Here is a 22,829-nt window from a genome sequence, read left to right on the forward strand (position 1 = left end):
GTGTGCGGATTGCGCACGAGTATGCATGCCGGATATGGGGTTTTCCAGGGCACTTCCATTGAGCGGAAGCCGAGCGCACGGCCTCTACCTGGGAGAAGATCACGCGGGTGGAGATCCTGACGCTGATGGGCGTGCTCGCCGGTTCGCTCGCGCTGACCGCGGTCGCTCGCCGCTACAACCTGTCCGCGCCGCTGCTGGTCGTGGTCGTCGCGCTCGGGGTCGCGCTGATCCCCGGGGTGCCGCGGTTCGAGCTGGAACCCGAGCTGGTGCTCACGGTCGTGCTGCCGCCGTTGCTCTACTCGACGTCGCTGGAAAGCTCCCTGACGCACTTCAAGAACAGCCTCCGGCCGATCGTCGCGCTCGGCGTGGTGCTGGTGGCGGTGACCGCGGTGGTCGTCGCGGTCGTCGTGCACCTGCTGCTGCCGGACGTGCCGTTCGCCTCCGCGCTGGTCCTCGGCGCGGTCGTGGCGCCCCCGGACGCGGTGACGGCGGTGGCGATCGGCCGCAAGCTCGGCCTGCCGCGGCGGCTGATGACCGTGCTGACCGGGGAAAGCCTGGTCAACGACGCCGCCGCGCTGACGCTGTACAAGGTCGCGCTCGCCGCGGTCGCGGGCACCGCGGGCTCGGCCGGGCACGGGTTCGCGGTGTTCGGGGTGGCGACGGTGCTGGGCATCGGGGTCGGCCTGGCGATCGGCGCCGCGGTCGTGCTGATCCGGCGGCTGCTCGACGACCCGCTGATGGAGTCGGCGTTCGGGATCATCGTGCCGTTCGGCGCGTACGTCCTCGCCGAGCACCTGCACCCGTTCGGCACGGAGTTCAGCGGGTCCGGCGTCCTGGCGGTCGTCGCCGCGGGGCTGTACCTGGGCGCGCGTTCGCTGTACGCGTCACCCGCGACGCGGATGCAGGACAGATCGGTGTGGGCGTCCGTCGACGTCCTGCTGGAGGCGCTGGTGTTCGCGCTGATGGGGCTGCAGCTGCCGTTCGTGCTCGACGGCGCCCAGCACGCGGCCCGCGACAACGGGACGCTCGCGCTGGTCGCGGTGGTCGTGCTGCTGGTGACGATGCTGGTGCGGATCCCGGCGGTGTTCGTCTTCGCGTACCTGCCGCGGACGTTGCGGCTGTTCGGCTACGGGCGCGCGGCCCCGTCGTGGCGGACGCTCACGGTGCTCTCGTGGACCGGCATGCGCGGCGTCGTCACGCTGGCCGCGGCCGCCGGTGTCCCCGCCGCGACGCCGGGACGGGAGGAGATCCAGCTGTTCGCGTTCGCGGTGGCGATCGGGACGGTGCTGATCCAGGGGCTCACGCTGCCGCCGCTGATCCGCGTGCTGAAAGTCCAGGACCCGGCGGAGGCTTCCCGCGACGAGGCCGAAGAGCTGGCCGCGCGCGAAGTCGCGAAGAAGGCGGCGCACCAGCGGCTGCGCGAGATCAGCCACGACCGGCTCGCGTCCCTGGACCTGCCGCCCGAGAAGGTCGAACAGCTGAAGGAGCGGCTGAAACGGCTCGTCGACACGCGCTACCGGTTCGCCGAAGCCACGATCAAGCTGTCCGGCGAGGACCGCTCCGGCACCCCGCAGGCCCAGTTCGCGAAGGCCCGCAAGGAACTCCTGATCGCCCAGCGCAAGGCGATGATCGACGAAAACCGCGCCGGCCGCCTCGACGACGACATCCTGCAGAAAGTGCTGCGCGAACTGGACCTCGAGGAGATGTCGGTGACGGCGGCGCTCACGAACCGGTTGAGCTGACGACCTCCCGGGCGTCGTCGGAGCCCGTCAGCGCCGCCGACCCAGAAGCCGTTTCAGGGAGCGAAGACGGCGTCGCGGCTGAGTAGTTCCCGTCCGCAGGACGAGTTCGAGCACGGCGGCTTGCTGATCGACGTGAGCCCGCGCGTAGCCGGGCGACGCGGCGACGGCGCGCCGCAGATCGTCGGGATCGGCGGTGGCGGTGCGGAACCCGGCGACCCGGGTCACGTCGATCGGGCCCCGGCTGTGCGTCTCCACCCTGTGCGTCTCCAAGAAAGGCTCTCCTGCTGTCCGGCGGCGGTGTCTGCCCTCGTTATCGCTCCGTTACCGCGGGCGTTACCGCCTTCGCGTCCCCCGGTCGAGTGCTTCCGCATGCCGGACACCGCCGCTCCCAGGACTTGAGAACCCGAGCGAGCGCTTTCGGAATCGCCCACCCTGTGGCGAAACCGATCACCCGAGGAGAACCCCATGTCGCTGACCGACGTCATCGAAGGCACTCGCAAGGCGGTCGACGCCGACCCACACAACGCCGCCGTCTCCTTCAGCGTCGACCACACCCTCAAGCCCGGGACCAAAACCGAGGTCCTGGTCAAGGTCCGGGACCACAGCTTCACCGTCGACGAGCCGCCCGCGCTCGGGGGGACCGACCAGGCCGCCAACCCCGTCGAGTTCGCGCTCGCCGCCCTCGGGTCCTGCCAGGTCATCACCTACCAGTTCTGGGCGGCGAAGCGCGGCATTCCGCTCGACTCCGTCAAGGTCACCGTCGACGGCGATCTCGACCTGCACGGCTTCTTCGGCTTCTCCTTCAACACCCGCCCCGGTTTCGGGGACGTGCGCGTGTCCGTCGAACTCGAAGGCCCGGCGAGCCGGGAGCGCTACGAAGACCTCAAGCGCGAGGTCGACGAGCACTGCCCGGTGCTCGACCTGTTCCGCAACGAGACGCCGGTCAGCACGAAACTGACCTAAACGAACTGGTGCCGGACGATCGTCTGCTCGCGGCCCGGGCCGACGCCGATCGCCGAAATGCGGGCGCCCGACAGCTCTTCCAGACGCTCGACGTACGCCCGCGCGTTCGCCGGGAGCTCCTCGAACGTGCGGCACGCCGAGATGTCCTCGAACCAGCCCGGGTGCTCTTCGTAGATGGGGATCGCGTGGTGCACGTCGGTCTGCGTCATCGGCATGTCCTGCGTGCGGAAACCGTCGACCTCGTACCCCACGCACACCGGCACCTTCTCCAGCCCGGACAGCACGTCCAGCTTGGTGAGGAAGTAGTCGGTGATGCCGTTGACGCGGACCGCGTAGCGCGCGATCACCGCGTCGAACCAGCCCGTGCGCCGCGAACGCCCCGTGGTGACGCCGAACTCGCCGCCCTGCTTGCGCAGGTACTCGCCGGACTCGTCGTGCAGCTCGGTCGGGAACGGGCCCGAGCCGACGCGGGTCGTGTACGCCTTGAGGATGCCGAGCACCGTGGTGATGCGGCCCGGGCCGATGCCCGAACCCGCGCTCGCGCCGCCGGACGTCGGGTTCGACGACGTCACGAACGGGTAGGTGCCGTGGTCGACGTCGAGCAGCGTGCCCTGTGACCCCTCCAGCAGCACGATCTCGCCGCGCTCCAGCGCCTGGTTCAGCTGCAGCCGCGTGTCGGCGATGCGGTGCGCGAACTTCTCGCCCGCGGCCAGCACCTCGTCGGCGACCTCGTTCGCGTCGAGGGCCTTGCGGTTGTAGACCTTCACCAGCACCTGGTTCTTGAACTCCAGCGCGGCTTCGACCTTCTGGCGGAAGATCTTCTCGTCGAGCAGGTCCTGCACGCGGACGCCGACACGGGCGATCTTGTCCTGGTAGCACGGCCCGATGCCGCGGCCGGTGGTGCCGATCTTGCGGCTGCCGAGGTAGCGCTCGGTGACTTTGTCGATGGCCACGTGGTACGGCATGATCAAGTGCGCGTCGGCCGAGATCAGCAGCTTGGACGTGTCGACGTCCCGCGCTTCCAGCCCGGACAGCTCCTCGAGCAGCACGCCCGGGTCGACCACCACGCCGTTGCCGATGACGTTCGTCACGCCCGGCGTGAGGATGCCCGAAGGGATGAGGTGCAGGGCGAAGTTCTCGCCGTTCGGCAGGACGACCGTGTGACCGGCGTTGTTGCCACCCTGGTAGCGGACGACCCACTGGACGCGGTCACCCATCAGGTCGGTGGCCTTGCCCTTGCCTTCGTCCCCCCATTGGGCACCGATGAGCACGATGGCCGGCATGTGACACTCCAAGGTGGTCGACGACGTGAGGTTTAGTGTCCCGGACGGACACCGGTGGCGCTGAGGAAATGCCGGTGCATGACTGTAACGGAGGTCCTGCGGGTGCGCGGACTAGTGGTGGCCTGTGGCGATGGCGCGGCCGGCTTCGAAGAAGTCGATGACGTCGAATCGATCCGCGTGCCCAGCCGTCCCGGCAAGGCGGAAATCGACCCCTTGCTGGGCGAACACGATCACCTCGTCGTGTCGGGCACCGACGCGGACCTCGCCGCGGTCGTGGTGCGCCTGCTCCGCAAGGACGCTCTCACCGGCGTGTCGGTCGGGTTCGTGCCGTCGTCGCCGGACTCGGCCGTCGCCGCGCTCTGGGACCTGCCCAAGACGCCGTTGCAGGCCCTCGCGCTCGCCCTGCGCGGGGAGGTCGACCCGGTGCCGCTGATCCGCGACGACGTCGGCGGCGTGCTCGTCGGGCGCGGGGTGCTGCGGCTCGTCCGCGGCGTGGCCTACGCCGACGAGCAGGTGGCGCTGCGCGGGCCGGCGTCGTCGGTCGAGGTGACGCCGGACTCGGGCGGCCCGGGCCTGGCCGTCCGCGTCGTGAAGGGGACGATCTTCAAGCGCCCGACGACGTTCTACTCGCGCGCGTTCCAGATCGGCTGCATCCCGACGCGGCCCGTCAGCGACGACGTCGTCCACGACCGCGCGCTGAACAAGTGGACCTGGTACCGGCACACCGAGGATCTCCGCCTGGTGCGCGGTACACTCTGACCTGCGAGTTTCACGTCCGGGTGAGTAAACGGCCACGCATCGTTCACCAACGGGCAGCAACATGTCACCTATACGTGTTGCACCCGCCACTCCGGTGTATCAGGGTTAGCTGTCCCCACACCTGAACCGGAGGCAGCAAAATGCCAACCAGGCGTGCTGTTCGTCATTCCTTGACCGTTCTCGCGGCCACCGCCGTGCTCTCCGGGACGCTGGTCAGCGTCGCCGAGGCCACTCCGCCGGGCATCCCGTCGGCCACGACGGCGAAGTCCGAGCTCGCGTCCCTGACCGTCAAGGCCGACGGTTCCCAGACCGGCTACAGCCGGGACAAGTTCCCGCACTGGATCGACCAGGGCAGCAGCTGCAACACCCGCGAAGTGGTCCTGAAGCGCGACGGCACGAACGTGCAGACCGGCTCCGACTGCGCGGCGACGTCCGGCAGCTGGTTCAGCCCGTACGACGGCGCGACCTGGACGGCGACGTCCGATGTGGACATCGACCACGTCGTGCCGCTGGCCGACGCGTGGCGCACCGGCGCGTCCGCGTGGACGACCGCGCAACGCCAGGCGTTCGCGAACGACCTCACCGATCCGCAGCTGATCGCCGTGACGGACAACGTGAACCAGCAGAAGGGCGACAAGTCTCCCGACCAGTGGAAGCCGCCGCTCACGAGCTACTGGTGCACCTACGCGAAGATGTGGACCGCGGTGAAGTACAAGTTCAAGCTGACGATCAACACCGCGGAGAAGTCGGCTTTGACGGACATGCTCGGCCGGTGCTGATCACGGCCGGTTAGTCAAGGGGCATTCGTTGCGGTGTCAGGGAATGGGACCGCGGTTCGCCTGATGGGACGGCCTTCAGCGCGTGGTTAGCGTCGCTCTTCGAAGACGCAACCGCTCCCCGCTGGAGGCCGTCCGGTGTCCCCACTCTTCCGCGCCCGCAACGCCGCGGCCCTGCTCGCCCTGCCCATCCTGCTGACCGCCTGCTCCGCCGCCGGTACCGAACAAGCCGCCGACGCCGGCCCGCCGAAACCCGGTGGCACGCTGCGCCTGGGCATCTCGTCCGCGCCCGACTGCCTCGACCCGCAGCAGGTCGCCACGAACGCGTCCATCAACGTCGCGCGCCAGCTCGTCGACTCGCTCACCGACCAGGACCCGAAGACCGGCGAGATCAAGCCGTGGCTCGCCGAGAAGTGGGAGGGCAACGCCGATTCGACGGCGTTCACCTTCCACCTGCGCGCCGGCGCGACGTTCTCCGACGGCAGCCCGGTCGACGCCGCCGCTGTGAAGACGAGCTTCGACGGCATCAAGGCCCTCGGCACCAAGGCCCAGCTGGGTTACGGCTACCTGGCGGCGTACCAGGGCTCCAGCGTGGTCGACCCGCGGACCGTCCGCCTCGAGTTCTCCGCGCCCAGCGCACAGTTCCTGCAGGCCAGCTCGACGATGTCGCTCGGCGTGCTCGCGCCCGCCGCGTTCGAGAAGACGCCGGAACAGCGCTGCCAGGGCAACGGCCTGATCGGCTCCGGGCCGTTCGTGTTCGAAAGCCTGAAGCAGAACCAGGAGATCGTGCTGGCCAAGCGCAAGGGCTACAACTGGGGCTCGTCGCTGTTCAAGCACCAGGGCGAGGCCTACCTCGACAAGATCGACTACAAGATCGTGCCCGAGCCCGGCGTCCGCACCGGCAGCCTCGCGTCCGGCCAGCTCGACGCGGCGACCGACATCCAGCCGGTCGACGAGCCGCAGTTCAAGGGCAACGGCTTCACCGAGAACATCCGGCCCAACCCGGGTGTCGTGTTCAACCTGCACGCCAACACCTCCCGCGGCGTGCTCGCCGACGAGAAGGTGCGCCAGGCCGTGCTCAAGGGCGTCGACCGCCCCGAGGTCGTGAACACCGTGCTGACGGCGTCCTACCAGCCCGCCACCAGCATCCTCGGCTCGGCGACACCGCTCTACGAAAACCTCTCGCAGCAGCTGGCGTACGACCAGAAGGGCGCCGCCGCGCTGCTCGACGCCGACGGCTGGGTGCCCGGCCCGGACGGGATCCGCGTCAAGAACGGGCAGCCGCTGAGCGCGTCCGTCGTGTTCTCGCCGGTGTTCAACCAGAACCGCAGCGTGCTGGAGCTGGTCCAGCAGCAGCTCCGCAAGATCGGCTTCGACCTGCGGATCGAGCAGCACACGACCGCCGAGACCACCCAGATCCAGCTCAGCGGCAACTACGACTTCCTCTGGTACAACGTCACGCGCGCCGACCCGGACATCCTGCGCGGCCAGTTCTCCACCAAGGCCGGCAACCGAAGCAAGCTCGCCCCGGGCAACCCCCTCGATGTGGCACTGGACGCGCAGTCGTCCACTGTGGACAACGCCAAGCGCAAGCCGTCGGCCGACGAGGCGCAGAAGCTGATCATCGACCACGCGTACGCGATCCCGGTCTTCGAGCTGACCCAGGTCGTCGCGCTCGGCTCGCAGGCGCACGCCGTCGACTTCGAGGCGTCGTCACGGTTGCAGCTCTTCGACGCGTGGCTCTCGTGAGGCGCTACCTGCTCCGCCGCGTCGGGCAGGCGGTGTTCGTGCTGTGGGCGGCGTTCACGCTGTCGTTCCTGATCCTCTACCTGCTGCCGGGCGACGCCGTTTCGGCGAAGCTCGCCAGCGGGGAGGCCGGTTCGTCGGCGACGCCCGAGCAGCTCGCTGCCGCCCGCGCGGAGTACGGTCTCGACTCGCCGTTGCCGGTCCAGTACCTGAAACGCCTGGTCTCGGCGCTGCACGGCGACTTCGGCCGCAGCGTCGCGACCGGCGACGACGCGTCGCACATGGTCGTCACGGCGTTGCCGCCGACGCTCGCCGTGACGAGCCTGGCGCTGGTGTTCGCGGTGCTGTTCGGCGGCGGCTCGGCGTTCCTCGGCACGTTCACGCGGTTCCGCTGGCTGCGGCAGGCGCTGTTGTCGTTGCCGTCGCTGGCGATCTCGCTGCCGCCGTTCTGGGTCGGGCTGCTGCTCATCCAGTTCTTCTCGTTCCGGCTGCGGTTGCTGCCCGCGCTCGGCACGCAGGGCTTCTCCGCGGTGCTCCTGCCGGCGGTCACGCTGGCCCTGCCGACCGGCGCGATCATCGGCCAGGTGCTGGCGAAGAGCCTGGCCACGCAGCAGGAGGAGCCCTACGCGGAGATCGCCGCGGCCAAGGGCGCGAGCCGCTGGCGTGTCCACTTCGGACACCTGCTGCGCAACGCGGCCGTGCCGACGCTGACCGTCGCCGGCGTGGTGGCGGGCAACCTCGTCGCGGGGTCGGTGATCACCGAGACGGTGTTCTCCCGCGACGGCGTCGGCCGGATCACCGCGGCCGCCGTCACCGCGCAGGACGTCCCGGTGGTGCAGGCGGTGATCGTGCTGGCCGCGCTGGTGTTCGTGGTGTTGAACCTGATCGTCGACCTGCTCTACCCGCTGCTCGACCCGCGCATCGCCCGTACGCCGGAGGTGGCCCGTGGTTGACCTCGCCACCCCTGTCGTCCGCCGCCCCGGGCTCGTGGTCGCCGTCGCCGTGCTGGCGTTCGTGCTGCTCGCGGCCTTCGTGCCGGGGCTGCTGACCGGGTACGACCCGATCACCGGAGTCCCCGTCGAGCGGCTGCAGGGGCCATCGCTGCACCACTTCTTCGGCACCGACGAGACCGGCCGTGACGTCTACGCGCGGGTGATCCACGGCGCGTCGCTGTCGCTGCGGGCCACCGCGATCGCCGTGCTCGTGGCCCTGGTCGCCGGCTCGGCACTCGGGCTGCTGGCCGGGTTCCGCGGCGGCTGGGCGGACACGGTGATCATGCGGATCGTCGACGTCTTCCTGGCCATCCCGCCGATCCTGCTGTCGCTGGCCCTGGTGACGGCGCTGGGCTTCGGCACGACGAACGTCGCGATCGCCGTCGGCATCGCGAACCTCGCGTCCTTCGCGCGGGTCATGCGCGCGGAGGTGCTTCGCGTGCGAAACGGCGTGTTCGTCGAAGCGGCGCGAGCGAGCGGAGTGCGTTGGTCGGGCGTGCTGCTGCGGCACGTCCTGCCGAACGCAGCGGGCCCGGTGCTCGCGCTGGCGACGCTCACGCTCGGGACGGCCGTGCTCGAGGTGTCGGCGCTGAGCTTCCTCGGCTTCGGTGCGACACCGCCGACGCCGGAGTGGGGCTCGCTCGTCGCGGGCGGCCGCAGCTTCCTGGCCACGGCCTGGTGGATGACGACGTTCCCGGGACTGACGGTCGCGGCGGTGGTCCTCGCCGCGAACCGGCTGTCCCGCGCACTGGACGGAGGAGACCGATGACCCTGCTGCGGATTTCGGACCTGGCGGTGTCGTACAAAAAGATTCCGGCCGTGCGTGACGTCGGCCTGCACGTCGACGCGGGCGAAGTCGTCGCCGTCGTCGGCGAGTCCGGCTCGGGCAAGTCGACGACCGCGCACGCGGCGATCGGCCTGCTCCCGCGCGGCGGCCGGATCGACGGCGGTTCGATCACCTTCGACGGCCGGGACCTGCTCGCGCTGTCGGACAAGCAGTGGCGTTCGGTGCGCGGGCGCGAGATCGCACTGGTGCCGCAGGACCCGGCGGTGTCGCTGAACCCCGTGCACCGGATCGGCGACCAGGTCGCGGAGGTGCTGAAGATCCACGGCCTCGCGGACCGGCGGTCGGCGTCGCTGGAGGCGATCTCCTTGCTGGAGCGCGCGGGTGTCCCCTCGCCGGAGCTGCGGGCTCGGCAGTACCCGCACCAGCTGTCGGGCGGGCTGCGGCAGCGGGTGCTGATCGCGTCGGCGCTGGCCGGGCGGCCGAAGCTGATCATCGCGGACGAGCCGACGTCGGCGCTGGACGTCACCGTGCAGCGGCGGATCCTCGACCACCTGACGTCGTTGGCTCTTGAAACGGGCACCGCGATCCTGCTGATCACGCACGACCTCGGTGTCGCGGCTGATCGCGCGTCGCGGATCGTGGTGCTTTCGCAGGGCTCTGTGGTCGAAGAGGGGTCGTCGGTCGTCAGCGCGCCGACGCATCCTTATACCCGGCAGCTGATCGCGGCGGCGCCGAGCATGACGAGCACCGTGCGTCCGCCCGCGCCGGCCGCCGAGCCCCTGGTGTCCGTGCGCGACCTCGCGAAGACGTTCGACGGCGGGATCCGCGCGGTCGACGGGGTGTCGTTCGACATCCCGCGCGGCCAGACCCTGGCACTGGTCGGCGAGTCGGGCTCGGGCAAGTCGACGACCGCCCGCATGGTGCTCCGGCTGGAGACGCCGTCGGCGGGTTCGGTGGAGTTCGACGGGCAGGACATCACCTCGCTCGCGGGCAACGAGCTGCGCCGGCTGCGGCGGCGGATGCAGATCGTCTACCAGAACCCGTACGCGTCGCTGAACCCGAAGTTCTCCATCGAAGACGTCGTCGCGGAGCCGCTGCGCGCGTTCGGGCTGCCGCGCACCCGGGTCCCCGAGCTGCTCGACCAGGTAGCCCTGCCGGCGTCGGTGGCGCGCCGGAAGCCGTCCGAGCTGTCCGGCGGCCAGCGGCAGCGGGTGGCGATCGCGCGGGCGCTGGCACTGCGGCCGGACCTGGTGGTGTGCGACGAACCGGTGTCGGCGCTGGACGTTTCGGTGCAGGCCCAGATCCTGCGGCTGCTGGCGGAGCTGCAGTCTGAGTTGGGGCTGTCGTACCTGTTCATCTCGCACGACTTGGCGGTGGTCCGCCGACTCGCGGACCAGGTCGGCGTGCTGCGCGAGGGCGCGCTGGTGGAGCTGGGCCCGGCTTCGCAGGTGCTGGAGGAGCCCCGGGCGGAGTACACGAAGGAACTGCTGGCGGCGATCCCCGGACGTTCGGTGCAGGAGGTGGGCTGAGACAGGAAACCGGTTACCCCGCCATCCCGGAATGACCCGGGTGACCGCATCCGCCGAGGTCCTCACACTCCTTCAGATAACGGGCCGAGTTGGAGTAACCCAGTTGAAGAGATACGAGATGAGCCCGCCGCGAGTCCAGTTTCTGCAGCCACTCCGCCTCGATGGCGAGTTTTCGGACCGGCGCGGGGAAGTCGCAGATCACCGGCCAGACCTCGGCTGGACGGTAGCTCTTCGAAGGCCAGCCGTTCGGCCGCCGGAACCCTTCGAGGTAGCGTGCTTGCACCCACGAAGACTTCGCCTCCAGCACCTCGGCTTTGCGCCAGCCACGTTCCCAGACCCAGACAGGGTCGCCAAGATCGTAGGAGGTCGCTGACTGGTAGGCACCGACGTGAGTGAGCCCCGGCATACCCGACATCTGGAATTGCGCCGCTCCGCCCATGACCTGGTACTCGTCGGGCGTCATGAACGGCTCGACGACGAACGGATTCCACCGCGGGTCACGCCTCACGAGATGCACGTCTTCTGCGCAAGCGACGTGGTAGATCGGAGTCCCCGCCGGAACGACCCTGACACCTTCGACGTAGCCATCCGCCGGAAAGCTGCTGGTCGCGACTTTGACGTAGGAATAACGATACTCGGAGCGAGAATCGACATGTTCGGCCCGCACGACACGAGCCGGCACCCAGCCCTCGCTGTCGTCGCCTCGAAAGAGCACTTTGTCGCCGAAACGGTAGTTCACCACACGCATGTGCAAAACCAACTTCTCTCGGACCTCAGTTTCAAGCACGAGAGGACAAAATAAGCCAGTAGAAGAGTAGCACTTCTATGCGGGTTTTCACGGCAACACAAGAACGTGCTGGTCAGCGGCCTAAGATCCCCGGAAATCCATGGCCCCATCAGCACAACGCCACCCATGTCGACAAACAAGACAGGAAACCGGACAAGTTCGACGGTGGGTGTTTCCCCCACCACCCACCGCGACTTATGGTCTGGACCATGCGGAGGATCGGCGTGGCCTTCGTGGCCTTGGTGCTGATGATTTCGGGTGCGGTGCCGGCTTCGGCCGCCGCCGGGCGCAGGGTTGTCGTCTACTACCAGACCATCTACAACGGCTCCGCCTACGTCTCGCCGCTCGCGCTCCAGAGCGCCGGGGCCACGGACGTGATCGTCGGGGCCATCCACCTCGACGCCAACAGCGTCGTGCACCTCAACGACGATCCGCCGAACGCCAGCAAGTTCACGCGGATGTGGCAGGACCTCGCGACCCTGCGCGGCCAGGGCGTGCACGTCCTCGCCTTCGTCGGCGGCGCCGCCGCCGGCAGCTTCCAGCGGCTCGAAACGCAGTTCGACACCTACTACCCGTTGCTGCGCAACCTCATCCGCACCTACTCGCTGTCCGGCATCGACCTGGACATCGAAGAGCACATGTCGAACGCCGCCCTCAACAAGGTGATCGACGCGCTGCGGGCCGACTTCGGCAGCTCGTTCCTGATCACCCTCGCCCCGGTCGCCACCGAGCTCAGCGGCGGCGGCGGGCTCTCGGGCCTCAACTACGACACCCTCTACCGCGACCGCGGCGCGCAGATCTCCTGGTTCAACGCCCAGTTCTACTGCGGCTGGGGCTCTCTCTCCGGCACCTCCGGCTACGACAACATCATCCGCCGCGGGGTCGTGCCCGCGAGCAAGGTCGTCGCCGGGACCGTGACCAACCCCGCCAACTGCAGTGGGTACGTGGACATGTCGGCCCTCCAGTCGACCGTGCGGAGCCTCAAGAGCAAGTACGCCGACTTCGGCGGGATCGACGGCTGGGAATACTTCAACTCCCTGCCCGGCGGGACGTCGGCGCCACAGCAGTGGGTGCAGCAAATCGCTCCGGTCGTGAAGGGCTGACGAGTACGCTCGGGGCGGTGCGGATCCTCTTCACGTGCCGCCCGGCGTACGGCCACCTGTTTCCCTTGCTGCCGTTGGCGAACGCGGCCGTCGACGCCGGTCACGAAGTCGTCTTCGGCACCGGTGAGGCCTTCGTCGGCAAGGTGCGCGACCTCGGGTTCGAGGTCCACCGCGCCGGCATCGGGATCGGTGAGGCGGAAGCCGAAGCCAAGAAGCGGCACGGCGAGGACGCCGGGTTCATGGACGTCGGCATCACGATGTTCGCCGAGCTGCTGCCCCGGTCGCTGCTCGACGACCTGACGCCACTGCTCCCCGAACTGCGTCCCGACCTGGTCATCTACGAGATGAGCGACGTCGGCGCCGGCATCGCGGCCCGCCGGGCGGGCCTCCCCGCCGTCGCGGTCGTGATCGGCCGCTCGATGCCGCCGGAGCTCCTGTCCGTCGCCGCCGAACGACTGCGGCCGCTCTGGGGCACGCTCCCCTCGGACGCCCTCTTCGGCGACGCCTGCGTCGACGTCTGGCCGGACAGCGTCCGCGACCCGGGCCCGGCGGCCGTCCCGAAGGTGTTCCGGATGCGCCCGACGCCGTACGACCCCGACGTTCCGCTGCCGCCGCTCCCGGCAGACGGCTTCGTCTACCTGACGCTCGGCACCGTGGTCTACGGCGCGACGGACGTCCTGCGCGGCGCGATCCGCGCGCTGGCGAACCTCGACGTCGACGTGCTGGTGGCGCTCGGCCCCGGCGATCCCGCGCTGCTCGGAGACCTCCCGGAGCGGGTGCGAGCGGCCGGGTTCGTGCCGCAGGCCGAGGTGCTGAAGCACGCGGGCCTGGTGGTGCACCACGGCGGAACGGGCACGGTGCTCGCCTCGCTCGCGGCCGGGCTGCCCCAGCTGATCCTGCCCCAGGGCGCCGACCAGTTCGCCAACGCCGAGACGCTCTCCGCCCTCGGGCTCGCCCGCGCACTGGTGGGCGACGAAGTCCGGATCCCCGCGATCGAGACGGCGGCACGCGAGCTGCTCGCGGATCCGAAGCCCCGGAACCTCGCGCGGGACATCGCGGCGGAGATCGCGGAGATGCCACCGCCGGAGCAGGTGCTGGCCGACATCGTCAGCTGGGCGCGCTGACCAGCGCCAGGATCTCCCGGGCCACCGCGTCGTTCTGGCGGAAGCTCGACGCGTTCGTCCGGGGGCGGGTGAACGCCGCCGCCGAGCGGGCGCTCGTGTGCGGGCCCACCGCGAAGCGGTGCGGGTGCGGCTGACCCGTTCCGTCGAGCAGGCGGGAGTCCGACACCCGCGTGTGGATCCGGCCCGAGGGCAGCAACGCGCCGGTGACCGGGTCCGCCACCGTCTCCTCGGCCAGCTCGCCCGTGTCGCGCAGCTGCTGGAGCAGCCCGTCCGCCGCCCGCGTGACGCTCGGGCCCGGCAGCCGCGCCTCGACCAACGTCCGCGCCGAGACCTCTCCCGGGTAGCTGGCGCCGGACGCGACGAACGCGTCGCGCTCCGCCGTCACCCGCATGTCCGCGCCGGCGAACGAAACCACGCCGGCCTGGTGCAGGGCCAGCAGCTCCTCCAGCCGGCGCGGGGGCGGCCCGCTCGCGTAGTACGAGAAGAACCCGTGGAACCAGCCGTCCATGTCGGACACCTGCGAAGACGCGGCCAACCGTCCTTTTTGGACGAGCACCGGCAGCTGGCCGTACACCGAGAGCAACGCCATGAACGCGCCGAGGTCGGCGCTGAACGCCTGGTCCGCCCGGCGCGCGAGGTCGGCTTCGACGTACTCCCGCAGCTCCTTGCCGAACTCCTCCGCCGAGCCGAACTCGCGGCCCGCCAGGGGCCGGTCGAGCCGGTCCAGGTCGAGGCGGTCGGCCTCGGCGGGCACCGCCCGCGCGACGAGGTCGCGCATCTCCGGCGAGTCCCACGGCAGGTCGGCGAAAGCGTCCGCGAACACGACGAAGTCCAGGTTCACGCGATCCGGGTGCCCGGTGAACAGCTCGCTGTAGTAGCCCCAGGCCAGCTCCTTCGCGATCAGCGGCCAGACGTCCGCGCGGAAGTCGAGCGCCTGCCCGGGGAGGCCGTCCATGGCGTAGGCGTCGAAGAACCTGGGCAGCCGCAACGGTTTCCCGCGTAACCGGTAGCCGATCTTCGCGTGGTACGGGACCCCGCGCCGGGAGCCGACGTGCAGCACCGGCTCGGCACCGCTCGGGTGGTAGCGCAGTCCGCCGCCCGGGAGGTCCTCGAACCGGCCGCCGCGGCCCTCGGTCAGCAGCAGCATCAGGTCGACGAACGCCAGCCCGAACCCGCGCACCAGCACGGTTTCACCCGGCGCGATGCCGGAGTAGTCGACGTCGGCGGTGTAGCCGGCCGGGTAGTAGGCGAGCCCGTGCCGCGCGGCGAACGTCACGAGCTCGCGCTCCCGTTCGTCCGGTTCCGCGTCGAGGTGCCCGACGGTGAACACGACGGCGTCCGCCGGGACGGTCGTCCCGTCGGAGAGGCTGACGGTCCGGCCGTCGACCCCGACCGCCCGCGCGGCGTGTTCGACGACATCGATGCCGTCGGGCAGGTCGCCGAGGACCTGGCGGTAGAACCAGGTCAGGTAGGCGCTCTGCAGCCGTCGGGTCGGGAAGTCGAAGCTGTCGAGCGCGGTCAGCTCGGCGACGACGTCCGGCGGGACCTCGGCGTCGAGCTCGCCGTCACGCACCTTGCGCGCCCACTCCAGCAGCGTCGGCCCCGCGCGCACCGGGCCCGTCATCTTCACCGATTCGTCGGTGAACATCGTGACGTCCTCCGGCATGGAGTTCATCCGCAGCAACGGCGACTGGTCGTACCGCCACACCCGGCCGGGCCCCGGCGGGAACGGGTCGATCAGGTGCACCTCGAGCCGGCGGTCGCGCAGGAGCCCGGCGTTCGCGCCGAGCCGCTCGAGGACGCCGACCCCCCGGGGTCCGGCGCCCACGACAGCGAGGGTGAACGGCGCGCGCTCGGCCATGAAACCGAAGCTACGCGGCGGTCCGGGCCCGGGACGTCCTTCCCATACTCCGGAATTCCGGGAATAAAACCAAACACTCCGGTTCGCGGCGCCGAATCCCCGGGGCACCACGGCGAGAGGAGCGGAATTGTCCGAAGTCCCACCAGGCGCCCGGGCCTTACCACCCGCTTTGCGGGGGTCCGGGCGGCGGAGCCCCCGGCCGCGGGGCGGAGCCCCGCATGTCACGGCAGCACTGCCGCGACGGCGAAGACTTGGCCGCTGAGATAGGCCCGCCGCACCGCGTCCACACCGCGCAGGACGTGGTCGGCACCCTGCTCAGGGGCAACTGGGCGATTTTCGCGCACGAATGGGCCGACCCCGACGGGATCGACCCGAAGCACTGGCGAGACGTCGTCGAAGCCGCGTCGGAGGCGGCCGGGGTCGACGTCGAGTTCGTCGTGATCCCGCGCCGGTCCCTGACCGTCGTGTTCAACCGGGCGGCGCCGCCCACCTTCGAGCAGGTCCGCGCGTCGATCGAGGTGATCGAGAAGCACCGGGCCTGAGTTCCACCCTGCGGACTCCGTTGCCGTCCTCCGCGCGCCAGGCGTAGCCCTGGAAGCAGCGACGCGAGAGAAGGTGACGGAATGCCGGTGGAGTTCCTGGGCATCGGAGGCACGCACGACGGGTCGGAGACGCACGCACGCTCGGGCGGGGTGTTCGACAAGGAGTACACGCTGCGCCTCGCCCGCGCGCACGAGGACTTCGGCTGGGACCGGGTGCTGTTCGCCTACGGTTCCGGTTCGCCGGACCCCGCGCAGGCGGCCGCGTACGTCGCCACGAAGCTCGACAAACTGCAGATCCTGCTCGCGCACCGCCCGAACGTCTCGTACCCGACGTTCGCGGCGAAGACGTTCGCGTCGCTCGACCAGATCTCCGACGGCCGCCTGACGGTGCACTTCATCACCGGCGGCAACGACCACGAGCAGCAACGCGAAGGCGACTTCCTCACGAAGGACGAGCGCTACGCGCGCACGCGCGAAGCCATCCAGATCATCAAGAAGGCGTGGACGTCGGACGAGCCCTTCGACTTCGAGGGCGAGCACTACCGCTTCAACGACTACGTCAGCGACATCAAGCCCGTGCAGAAACCCCGGCCGGGCGTCTCCTTCGGCGGCTCGTCGCCCGCCGCGTACGCCGCCGGCGGCGCCGAAGCGGACATCTACTGCCTCTGGGGCGAGCCGCTGGCTCAGACCGCGGAGCAGATCGAGTCGGTGAAGGCGGCGGCGCTGGCGGCCGGCCGCACGGACGTGCCGCGGATCCAGGTCGCGTTCCGGCCGATCATCGCGCCGACCGAGGAGCTGGCCTGGGAAAAGGCGTACGCGACAGTCGGGGCGATCAAGGACCGGACGAAGGGCGGGCAGCCGCTGACCCGGCGGCACAAGCTCACCGAGCCCGAGAACACCGGCTCCCAGCGGCTGCTGGCGCTGGCGGCGCAGGGCGAACGCTTCGACCGCGCGCTGTGGACCCCGACGGCGGCCGCGACGGGCGGCGCGGGCAACTCGAACGCGCTGGTCGGCACGCCGGAGACGGTCGCGCAGGCGCTGCTGGACTACTACGACCTGGGCGTCGAGATCCTGTCGGCGCGCGGCTACGACATGCTCGGCGACACGATCGACTTCGGCCGGTACGTCATCCCGATCGTCCGGGAAGAGGTCGCCAAGCGGGACGCCGCACGCGCTTCCGGCGTCACGCGGGCGCCCGCGGAGGACGCCCTCGCCGTAGACGGCTGACCTGCGTTTCCCCCCAGTAGCCACCTCGCGAACGCGAGGTGGCTACTTTTGCCTCTGGCCCTCCGGCCATCGGGTACGGAATGATCCATTGGTGACTCCTGGGCGACCGGCCAGACACTGCGGGCTATCGTCTGACCCGTTCAGGAAAGCTCCGTGACACCTTGGATACCGGCGAAAGAACCTAGAGATTTACCAACCGTCACGGGACACTGGCTGAGGTAACTCACGTACCGTGACTGCCTCATGACCGATCGCCCTTTTTGTCACCTGCGGTCATGCGAAGGGCACGGTCTGCACAAGAGGTCGGGAGAAAGCGCATGGCAGCTCCGCGGGATCGCGTCACGTTCCGCGAGGTGTTCGGGATCGCCGAGTTCCGCGCGCTGTGGTTCGGGGAACTGCTGTCGATCGCCGGGGACCAGCTCGCCAGGGTCGCCCTGTCCATCCTGGTGTTCACCGGGACCAACTCCGCCACGCTGACCGGCCTCACGTACGCGCTGACCTACGCTCCCTCGCTGCTGGGCGGCGTCTTCCTGACCGGGTTCGCCGACCGCTTCCCGCGCCGCAGCGTGATGGTGCTCGTCGACCTCGTGCGCGCCGCCCTGATCCTGCTCGTCGCCATCCCCGGGGTGCCGTTCTGGCTGATGTGCGTGCTGGTCGGCGGGGTGTCCCTGGTCAACCCGCCGTTCAAGGCGTCCCAGCTAGCGCTGCTGCCCCAGGTGCTCGAAGGCGACCGGTTCGTCGTCGGGATGGGCATCCGCAGCATGACCGTGCAGAGCGCGCAGCTGCTCGGGTTCGCCGGCGGCGGCGCGCTGCTGATCGCCCTCGACCCGCACGTGGCCCTGGCCATCGACGCCGCCACCTTCGTGCTCTCGGCCCTGTTCATCCGCCTCGGCGTCCAGGCCCGGCCGGCCGCGGCGACCGGCGAGCAGCGCAAGTCCTTCTTCGCGACGCTCGGCGGCGGCAGCCGGACGGCGTTCGCGAGCTCGCCGCTGCGCACCCTGGTGCTGTTCACCTGGCTGATGGGGCTGCTGCCGGTCTACGAAGGCATCGCCGCGCCGTACGTGTCGGCGGCGGGCGGCGGCCCCGAAGCGATCGGCCTGCTGCTCGCGGCCGACCCGATCGGCAGCGTCATCGCGACGTTCGCCTACACGCGCTGGGTCCCCGCCCGGGTCCGCCCGAAGCTGATCGGGCCGCTCTCCGGGTTGTGCGCCGTCCCGCTCGTGCTCTGCTTCCTCAACCCCGGGCCGATCGCGTCGATCGTCCTGTTCATCGTGTCCGGCGGGCTCGGCACCGTCTGCCTGCTGCAGGCGACCGCGTCACTGACGCTGGCCGTGCCCGACGCGCAGCGCGCGCAGGTGATGGGCCTGTCCAACACCGGCCTGACCACGATGATGGGCGTCAGCCCGCTGATCGGGGGCGTGCTCGCGGATCAGCTGAGTCCACACGGCACCGTCGGGATCTTCGGCATCGCCGGGATCGTGCTCACCCTGCCGCTGGCGGCGCTGTGGGCACGATCGTTATCGGGCGAGCCCGGACGATGGCACGACAAAGAAGCCGCACGCGCCGAACATGCTTGACATGCCCCGCGCGTGGGCCTGACCTGCGCGACCTTGCGGTGCGCTGTGCGGTCACTGATCTTTGCCGCGCATCGCTGGCCACCTCTCGTTCCGGTGTCAAAGAAAAAGTACACACCGAAAGCCCTTGTGGACAGCTGGCAAACGGTCTGAAACTGTCCGTGAGTAGATTGTCACTGATCACCTGCGCAAGGGGCTGGGGGAAAAATGGTCACATCGGGGGAACGGTCTGGACAAGCCTCGGTTCGTGGTGTTGCGGCCTGGGCGCTGTGGTCCAGGCCACGCGCTTGGGTCGCGGTCACGCTCACCGCGATCACCGTCATGCTTGCCTGGACCGCCGCTGCCGCTCTGTCGATTCCGGTCACGCTCGCGAACGTGGGGACGTTCGCGCTGCTCACCGGCCTCGCGGTGGCTCAGACCGAAGTCAGCAGGCGCATCGAGCGCCAGCGCCGGATCCTGAGCAACGGGCCGCACGTCAACATGACGTCGGTCTGGCTGCTGCCCGCCGGGCTGCTCGTGCCGCCACAGCTCGTCGCCGTGCTGGGCACCGTTCTGTACGTCTACCTCGCGTTCCGCAGCTGGTCCGGGTTCCGGCCCGGTGAGTTCCACCGCGTCGCGGCCAACGCGACGACGATGATCCTCTCCGGCTTCGCCGCCGGCCTCGTCGCGGAAGCGCTCCACGGCCACGGCATGACCGCCGTCGCGCTCGCGGCCATCGCCTTCTTCACCACGAACACCGCCCTGACCGGGCTCGGCCTGTACCTCGCCGCACCGGAGAAGGCGAGCGTCGAAGGCTGTCTGGGGAACATGGACGACAACCTGCTGGAGCTGGCCACCCTGTGCGTCGGCGGCCTGCTCGTCATGGTGCTGACGACCGAGCCGCTGCTGTCCTTGCTGGTCATCCTGCCGCTGTACGTGCTCCAGCGGTCCGTGCTGATCAAGCGGCTCGAGGAGCTCGCCACCACCGACCAGAAGACGCAGCTGCTCAACGCCACCACCTGGCAGGACGGCGCGCAGCGGGAGATCTCGCGCGCGGCGCGGGACAACGGCAGCTTCGGCGCCATGATGATCGACCTCGACCACTTCAAGCGGATCAACGACACCTACGGGCACCTCGCGGGCGACGACGTGCTCAAGGCGGTGGCCGCCGTGGTCAAGCAGGAGACCCGGGCGCACGACCTGGTCGGCCGCTTCGGCGGCGAGGAGTTCGTCGCGCTGTTGCCTTCGACGTCCAAAGCGGACGCGATCGTCACGGCGGAACGGATCCGGCAACGGGTCAGCGAGCTGATCATCAGTACGAAGACCAACGAAGGCGCCGCCGTCGCCATCGAACGGCAGACGGCGTCCATCGGCGTCGCCGCCTACCCGCTCGACGGGTCGTCGATCGAGGAAGTGATGGCGTCCGCCGACGCGGCCGTGTACGCGGCCAAGCACGGCGGGCGGAACCGGGTGGTGGGGTCCGCCGAAGTGGCTTTGGCCGCGGCTTAGCTGTGCTGATGGTTACCAATCCGACCACAGTCACGGCCGAATGACTTCGTAGCAACAGTTGCTTGCCGCGGGGAGGTCGGCCTGCTTTCGGCCGGATTGGTAACTGGCCTTACCGCAGCCGGTCGATGACGTCGCTCGCCTTCGTCTGGAGGCGAGCGACTCCGCCGACCGTGAACTCGGTGAGCAGGTCGATCAGGGCGTCCTGGTCCGGCGGCTCACCGTCCCAGGTCGCCTGGACCAGTGACTCCGTCATCGCGAAGAAGAGCGTGACGAGCGCGCGGTCGGCGCGGCCGGAGTCGATGCCGTGCGCGGCCCACCGCTTGCGGCTCGCGTCGGCGTAGACGACGGCCAGCCTCTCCCTCAACCGGGTGAGAGCGGGGTCGCCCGCGCGCTCGGCCGCGCGGAGCACGCCGTACGCCTCGGGGCTGTCGGCGACGAAGGTGACCATGTTGGCGTAGTTGGCGCGCGCCCAGGCCCGCAGCCCGGGCTGCGGGTCGGCGACCGACGGGCCCGCGATGGCGGCGAACGCCTGTTCCTCCGTCACCGCCACGACCTCGGAGAACAGCGTCGCGCGGTCGCCGAACTGCTCGTAGACGGCTTGGCGGGAGACGCCGGCTTCGCGCGCGATCTGCTCGATCGTCGCGCCCTGCATCCCGTGCTGCGCGACGACCCGCGCCGCCGCGTGCAGCACGCGGGCGCGCTGCTCCCCGACCGGGAGCTTGCGCGGCCGCCCGCGCGGAGCCGGGCTTGACATTGTGGTCCACCTCACGTGATTCTTTTTCCGACACCTCTGTCTAAAAAGGTGTTCCCCGCGCACTAGTCCTGCTCAACGAGGAGCAAGCATGCGTATCTTCTCTCGCCGCGCCCTCTCCGCGGCGGTCGCCACGGTTTCCGTTCTGGCCCTGGCCGCTCTCGGCCCGCCGCAGGCCTCCGCGGCGTCGTTCTACGACCCCCCTTCACCCCTGCCGGACGGCGGCAACGGCGACGTCATCCGGCACGAGACCTCGACCTTCTACCTCGACCCGGTCAAGCTGACCAAGGCCGACGCGGGTGTCCAGCGGATCATGTACCGCAGCACCGACACCCACGGCTCGCCGATCGCGGTCACCGGCACGGTGCTGACCCCGCGCTCGGCCTGGCACGGCGCCGGCGTGCGCCCGATCGTCTCCTACGCCGTCGGCACGCAGGGCGAGGGCGATGACTGCGCCCCGTCGAAAGCGCTTGCCGCCGGCTTCGAGTACGAAGGGCCGTTCATCGCCGGACTGCTGGCGCGGGGCTACGGCGTCGTCGTGACCGACTACGAGGGACTCGGCACGCCGGGCGACCACACCTACGTCAACCGCGCGTCGGAAGGACACGCGGTGCTCGACGCGATCCGCGCGGCGCAGCGGCTGCCCGAGGCGGGCCTCCCGGACGACGGCCCGGTCGCGATCGCGGGTTACTCCCAGGGCGGCGGCGCCTCGGCCGCGGCGGCGGAACTGCAGCCGTCCTACGCGCCCGAGTTGAAGCTGAAGGGCGCGTACGCGGGCGCGGTGCCGGCAGACCTGGCTTCGGTGGCGAAGAACCTCGACGGCCACTACGCGGTCGGCTTCCTCGGGTTCGCGCTGGTGAGCATGAACTACGCGTACCCCGAGCTGGACATCCCGGCCCTGCTCAACGCGCGCGGCAAGCAGCTGTTCGAGCAGGTCCGGACCGAGTGCACGGTGGAGGCGATCGCCGCGCACGCGTTCACGCAGTCGTCGACGCTGACGAACGACGGCCGCTCGCTCGTCGCGTACCTCGGTGAGGAGCCGTACGCGTCACGGGTGGCGGAGCAGAAGATCGGGACGCTGAAGCCGGCGGCGCCGGTGCTGATCGTCCACAGCGCACTCGACGACATCGTGCCCTACGCGCAGGACCGCGACCTGGGCCGGACGTGGTGCGGCAAGGGCGTGAAGGTGCAGTTCAACACGTCACTGGTGCCCACGCACGTGCTCACCGCGGTGCGGGCGTTCCCGGAGGCGTTCGCGTGGCTGGAGGCGCGCTTCGCCGGCCTCCCGGCGTTCTCCAACTGCGGGCTGTTCTGAGGTCTGCCGCAGCTCGGTCGTGAGTGAGAAACAGGGTTAGAACACTGTTTCCCACTCACGACCGGTGGGTCACTTCAGGCCGGTGGCTTCCGCGGCGGCGGGGTCGGAGTCGGCGAGGAACGTCCGGCAGCGGTCGTACTCCTCGGTCTCGCCGATCTTCCCGGCGGCCTTGCCCAGCACGGCGAGGGCGCGCAGGAACCCCTGGTTCGGGCGGTGCGCCCACGGGACTGGGCCGAAGCCCTTCCAGCCGGCGCGGCGCAGCTGGTCGAGACCGCGGTGGTAGCCGGTGCGCGCGTACGCGTACGCGGCGACGGTCTCACCCGCGTCGAAGGCCTTCTCGGCCAGCGAAGCCCACGCCTCGCTGTAGTCGGGGTGTTCGGCGGCGACCGCGGCCGGGTCAGTCCCGGCGTCGAGCGCGGCCTGGGCGGCGGTGTGCTCGGGCAGCAGCGTCGGCTCGGGGCCGAGCAGGTTGTGCGTCAT

General features: G+C 70.1%; 21 protein-coding genes. 15 read left to right on the plus strand and 6 right to left on the minus strand.

Annotated elements, in window-relative coordinates:
• The first annotated feature begins 107 nt into the window (after window positions 1-107).
• On the plus strand, window positions 108-1,742 hold the full coding sequence (locus AA23TX_RS39420) for a cation:proton antiporter (protein WP_155548056.1): 1,635 nt from the start codon (window positions 108-110) through the stop codon (window positions 1,740-1,742).
• A gap of 27 nt (window positions 1,743-1,769) precedes the next feature.
• On the opposite strand, the gene AA23TX_RS39425 is transcribed toward AA23TX_RS39420, so the two are convergent.
• A complete protein-coding gene (locus AA23TX_RS39425) occupies window positions 1,770-1,997 on the minus strand; it encodes a hypothetical protein (protein WP_155549366.1) in 228 nt (75 codons plus the stop codon).
• A 210-nt stretch (window positions 1,998-2,207) separates the two neighbouring features.
• Here AA23TX_RS39425 and AA23TX_RS39430 point away from each other — a divergent pair, with 210 nt between their 5' ends.
• On the plus strand, window positions 2,208-2,705 hold the full coding sequence (locus AA23TX_RS39430) for an OsmC family protein (RefSeq protein ID WP_155548057.1): 498 nt from the start codon (window positions 2,208-2,210) through the stop codon (window positions 2,703-2,705).
• Here AA23TX_RS39430 and AA23TX_RS39435 read toward each other — a convergent pair.
• Complete coding sequence (locus AA23TX_RS39435; RefSeq protein WP_155548058.1) at window positions 2,702-3,988, minus strand: adenylosuccinate synthase; 1,287 nt, start codon at window positions 3,986-3,988, stop codon at window positions 2,702-2,704. The genes AA23TX_RS39430 and AA23TX_RS39435 overlap by 4 nt on opposite strands.
• Window positions 3,989-4,066: 78 nt before the next feature.
• On the opposite strand from AA23TX_RS39435, the gene AA23TX_RS39440 reads away from it, so the two are divergent.
• The 6 genes from AA23TX_RS39440 (at window position 4,067) to AA23TX_RS39465 (ending at window position 10,577) form a co-directional block, all read left to right on the plus strand.
• Window positions 4,067-4,747, plus strand: a complete 681-nt coding sequence (locus AA23TX_RS39440; RefSeq protein WP_439328801.1) for a hypothetical protein — start codon at window positions 4,067-4,069, stop codon at window positions 4,745-4,747.
• A gap of 140 nt (window positions 4,748-4,887) precedes the next feature.
• On the plus strand, window positions 4,888-5,526 hold the full coding sequence (locus AA23TX_RS39445; protein ID WP_155548059.1) for an HNH endonuclease family protein: 639 nt from the start codon (window positions 4,888-4,890) through the stop codon (window positions 5,524-5,526).
• A gap of 135 nt (window positions 5,527-5,661) precedes the next feature.
• Window positions 5,662-7,272 (plus strand): ABC transporter substrate-binding protein, encoded by a 1,611-nt coding sequence (locus tag AA23TX_RS39450; protein ID WP_155548060.1) that lies wholly within the window; start codon window positions 5,662-5,664, stop codon window positions 7,270-7,272.
• Window positions 7,269-8,222, plus strand: a complete 954-nt coding sequence (locus AA23TX_RS39455) for an ABC transporter permease (protein ID WP_155549368.1) — start codon at window positions 7,269-7,271, stop codon at window positions 8,220-8,222. Before AA23TX_RS39450 ends, AA23TX_RS39455 begins: the two co-directional genes overlap by 4 nt.
• Window positions 8,215-9,030 (plus strand): ABC transporter permease, encoded by an 816-nt coding sequence (locus AA23TX_RS39460; protein WP_155548061.1) that lies wholly within the window; start codon window positions 8,215-8,217, stop codon window positions 9,028-9,030. Before AA23TX_RS39455 ends, AA23TX_RS39460 begins: the two co-directional genes overlap by 8 nt.
• Entirely contained in the window at window positions 9,027-10,577 is a 1,551-nt protein-coding gene (locus tag AA23TX_RS39465) for a dipeptide ABC transporter ATP-binding protein (RefSeq protein WP_155548062.1), read from the plus strand. The genes AA23TX_RS39460 and AA23TX_RS39465 overlap by 4 nt, the downstream gene beginning before the upstream one ends.
• A 13-nt stretch (window positions 10,578-10,590) precedes the next feature.
• On the opposite strand, the gene AA23TX_RS39470 is transcribed toward AA23TX_RS39465, so the two are convergent.
• Window positions 10,591-11,364, minus strand: a complete 774-nt coding sequence (locus AA23TX_RS39470; RefSeq protein ID WP_155548063.1) for a hypothetical protein — start codon at window positions 11,362-11,364, stop codon at window positions 10,591-10,593.
• Between the two features lie 209 nt (window positions 11,365-11,573).
• On the opposite strand from AA23TX_RS39470, the gene AA23TX_RS39475 reads away from it, so the two are divergent.
• Both AA23TX_RS39475 and AA23TX_RS39480 read left to right on the plus strand, forming a co-directional pair.
• Window positions 11,574-12,467, plus strand: a complete 894-nt coding sequence (locus AA23TX_RS39475; protein ID WP_155548064.1) for a glycosyl hydrolase family 18 protein — start codon at window positions 11,574-11,576, stop codon at window positions 12,465-12,467.
• A gap of 17 nt (window positions 12,468-12,484) precedes the next feature.
• The gene (locus AA23TX_RS39480) at window positions 12,485-13,591 is read left to right on the plus strand and encodes a glycosyltransferase (RefSeq protein WP_155548065.1); all 1,107 of its coding nucleotides are present in this window, start codon (window positions 12,485-12,487) and stop codon (window positions 13,589-13,591) included.
• Here AA23TX_RS39480 and AA23TX_RS39485 read toward each other — a convergent pair.
• Window positions 13,575-15,452 carry an FAD/NAD(P)-binding protein gene (locus AA23TX_RS39485; RefSeq protein WP_155548066.1) on the minus strand — a complete coding sequence of 626 codons (1,878 nt, stop codon included), beginning with the start codon at window positions 15,450-15,452 and terminating at the stop codon, window positions 13,575-13,577. The two genes, AA23TX_RS39480 and AA23TX_RS39485, sit on opposite strands and share 17 nt — an antisense overlap.
• Window positions 15,453-15,670: 218 nt before the next feature.
• Between AA23TX_RS39485 and AA23TX_RS39490 the strand changes: the two genes are divergently transcribed.
• From AA23TX_RS39490 to AA23TX_RS39505, 4 genes are all read left to right on the plus strand, one after another.
• A complete protein-coding gene (locus AA23TX_RS39490; RefSeq protein WP_230863026.1) occupies window positions 15,671-15,994 on the plus strand; it encodes a hypothetical protein in 324 nt (107 codons plus the stop codon).
• An 81-nt stretch (window positions 15,995-16,075) separates the two neighbouring features.
• Window positions 16,076-17,221: an LLM class flavin-dependent oxidoreductase gene (locus tag AA23TX_RS39495; RefSeq protein WP_155548067.1), complete on the plus strand. Its 1,146-nt coding sequence runs from the start codon at window positions 16,076-16,078 to the stop codon at window positions 17,219-17,221.
• Between the two features lie 317 nt (window positions 17,222-17,538).
• Window positions 17,539-18,798: an MFS transporter gene (locus AA23TX_RS39500; protein WP_155548068.1), complete on the plus strand. Its 1,260-nt coding sequence runs from the start codon at window positions 17,539-17,541 to the stop codon at window positions 18,796-18,798.
• 318 nt (window positions 18,799-19,116) lie between these two features.
• Window positions 19,117-20,283: a sensor domain-containing diguanylate cyclase gene (locus AA23TX_RS39505; RefSeq protein ID WP_155548069.1), complete on the plus strand. Its 1,167-nt coding sequence runs from the start codon at window positions 19,117-19,119 to the stop codon at window positions 20,281-20,283.
• Between the two features lie 109 nt (window positions 20,284-20,392).
• On the opposite strand, the gene AA23TX_RS39510 is transcribed toward AA23TX_RS39505, so the two are convergent.
• The gene (locus tag AA23TX_RS39510) at window positions 20,393-21,037 is read right to left on the minus strand and encodes a TetR/AcrR family transcriptional regulator (protein ID WP_155548070.1); all 645 of its coding nucleotides are present in this window, start codon (window positions 21,035-21,037) and stop codon (window positions 20,393-20,395) included.
• Between the two features lie 88 nt (window positions 21,038-21,125).
• Between AA23TX_RS39510 and AA23TX_RS39515 the strand changes: the two genes are divergently transcribed.
• On the plus strand, window positions 21,126-22,349 hold the full coding sequence (locus tag AA23TX_RS39515; protein ID WP_155548071.1) for a lipase family protein: 1,224 nt from the start codon (window positions 21,126-21,128) through the stop codon (window positions 22,347-22,349).
• Window positions 22,350-22,418: 69 nt separating this feature from the next.
• Here AA23TX_RS39515 and AA23TX_RS39520 read toward each other — a convergent pair whose 3' ends face one another.
• The gene (locus AA23TX_RS39520) at window positions 22,419-22,829 is read right to left on the minus strand and encodes a DUF3151 domain-containing protein (RefSeq protein ID WP_155548072.1); all 411 of its coding nucleotides are present in this window, start codon (window positions 22,827-22,829) and stop codon (window positions 22,419-22,421) included.

The organism is Amycolatopsis camponoti, from assembly GCF_902497555.1.
Classification (GTDB): Bacteria; Actinomycetota; Actinomycetes; order Mycobacteriales; family Pseudonocardiaceae; genus Amycolatopsis; species Amycolatopsis camponoti.

Bases quoted from the DNA above. Each gene is read 5' to 3' on its own strand.
- AA23TX_RS39495 (WP_155548067.1), top strand. From the start codon at position 16,076: ATGCCGGTGGAGTTCCTGGGCATCGGAGGCACGCACGACGGGTCGGAG.
- AA23TX_RS39505 (WP_155548069.1), top strand. From the start codon at position 19,117: ATGCTTGCCTGGACCGCCGCTGCCGCTCTGTCGATTCCGGTCACGCTC.
- AA23TX_RS39465 (WP_155548062.1), top strand. From the start codon at position 9,027: ATGACCCTGCTGCGGATTTCGGACCTGGCGGTGTCGTACAAAAAGATT.
- AA23TX_RS39485 (WP_155548066.1), bottom strand. From the start codon at position 15,452: ATGGCCGAGCGCGCGCCGTTCACCCTCGCTGTCGTGGGCGCCGGACCC.
- AA23TX_RS39440 (WP_439328801.1), top strand. From the start codon at position 4,067: ATGACTGTAACGGAGGTCCTGCGGGTGCGCGGACTAGTGGTGGCCTGT.
- AA23TX_RS39490 (WP_230863026.1), top strand. From the start codon at position 15,671: ATGTCACGGCAGCACTGCCGCGACGGCGAAGACTTGGCCGCTGAGATA.
- AA23TX_RS39515 (WP_155548071.1), top strand. From the start codon at position 21,126: ATGCGTATCTTCTCTCGCCGCGCCCTCTCCGCGGCGGTCGCCACGGTT.
- AA23TX_RS39520 (WP_155548072.1), bottom strand. From the start codon at position 22,829: ATGACGCACAACCTGCTCGGCCCCGAGCCGACGCTGCTGCCCGAGCAC.
- AA23TX_RS39500 (WP_155548068.1), top strand. From the start codon at position 17,539: ATGGCAGCTCCGCGGGATCGCGTCACGTTCCGCGAGGTGTTCGGGATC.
- AA23TX_RS39475 (WP_155548064.1), top strand. From the start codon at position 11,574: ATGCGGAGGATCGGCGTGGCCTTCGTGGCCTTGGTGCTGATGATTTCG.
- AA23TX_RS39430 (WP_155548057.1), top strand. From the start codon at position 2,208: ATGTCGCTGACCGACGTCATCGAAGGCACTCGCAAGGCGGTCGACGCC.
- AA23TX_RS39445 (WP_155548059.1), top strand. From the start codon at position 4,888: ATGCCAACCAGGCGTGCTGTTCGTCATTCCTTGACCGTTCTCGCGGCC.
- AA23TX_RS39435 (WP_155548058.1), bottom strand. From the start codon at position 3,988: ATGCCGGCCATCGTGCTCATCGGTGCCCAATGGGGGGACGAAGGCAAG.
- AA23TX_RS39510 (WP_155548070.1), bottom strand. From the start codon at position 21,037: ATGTCAAGCCCGGCTCCGCGCGGGCGGCCGCGCAAGCTCCCGGTCGGG.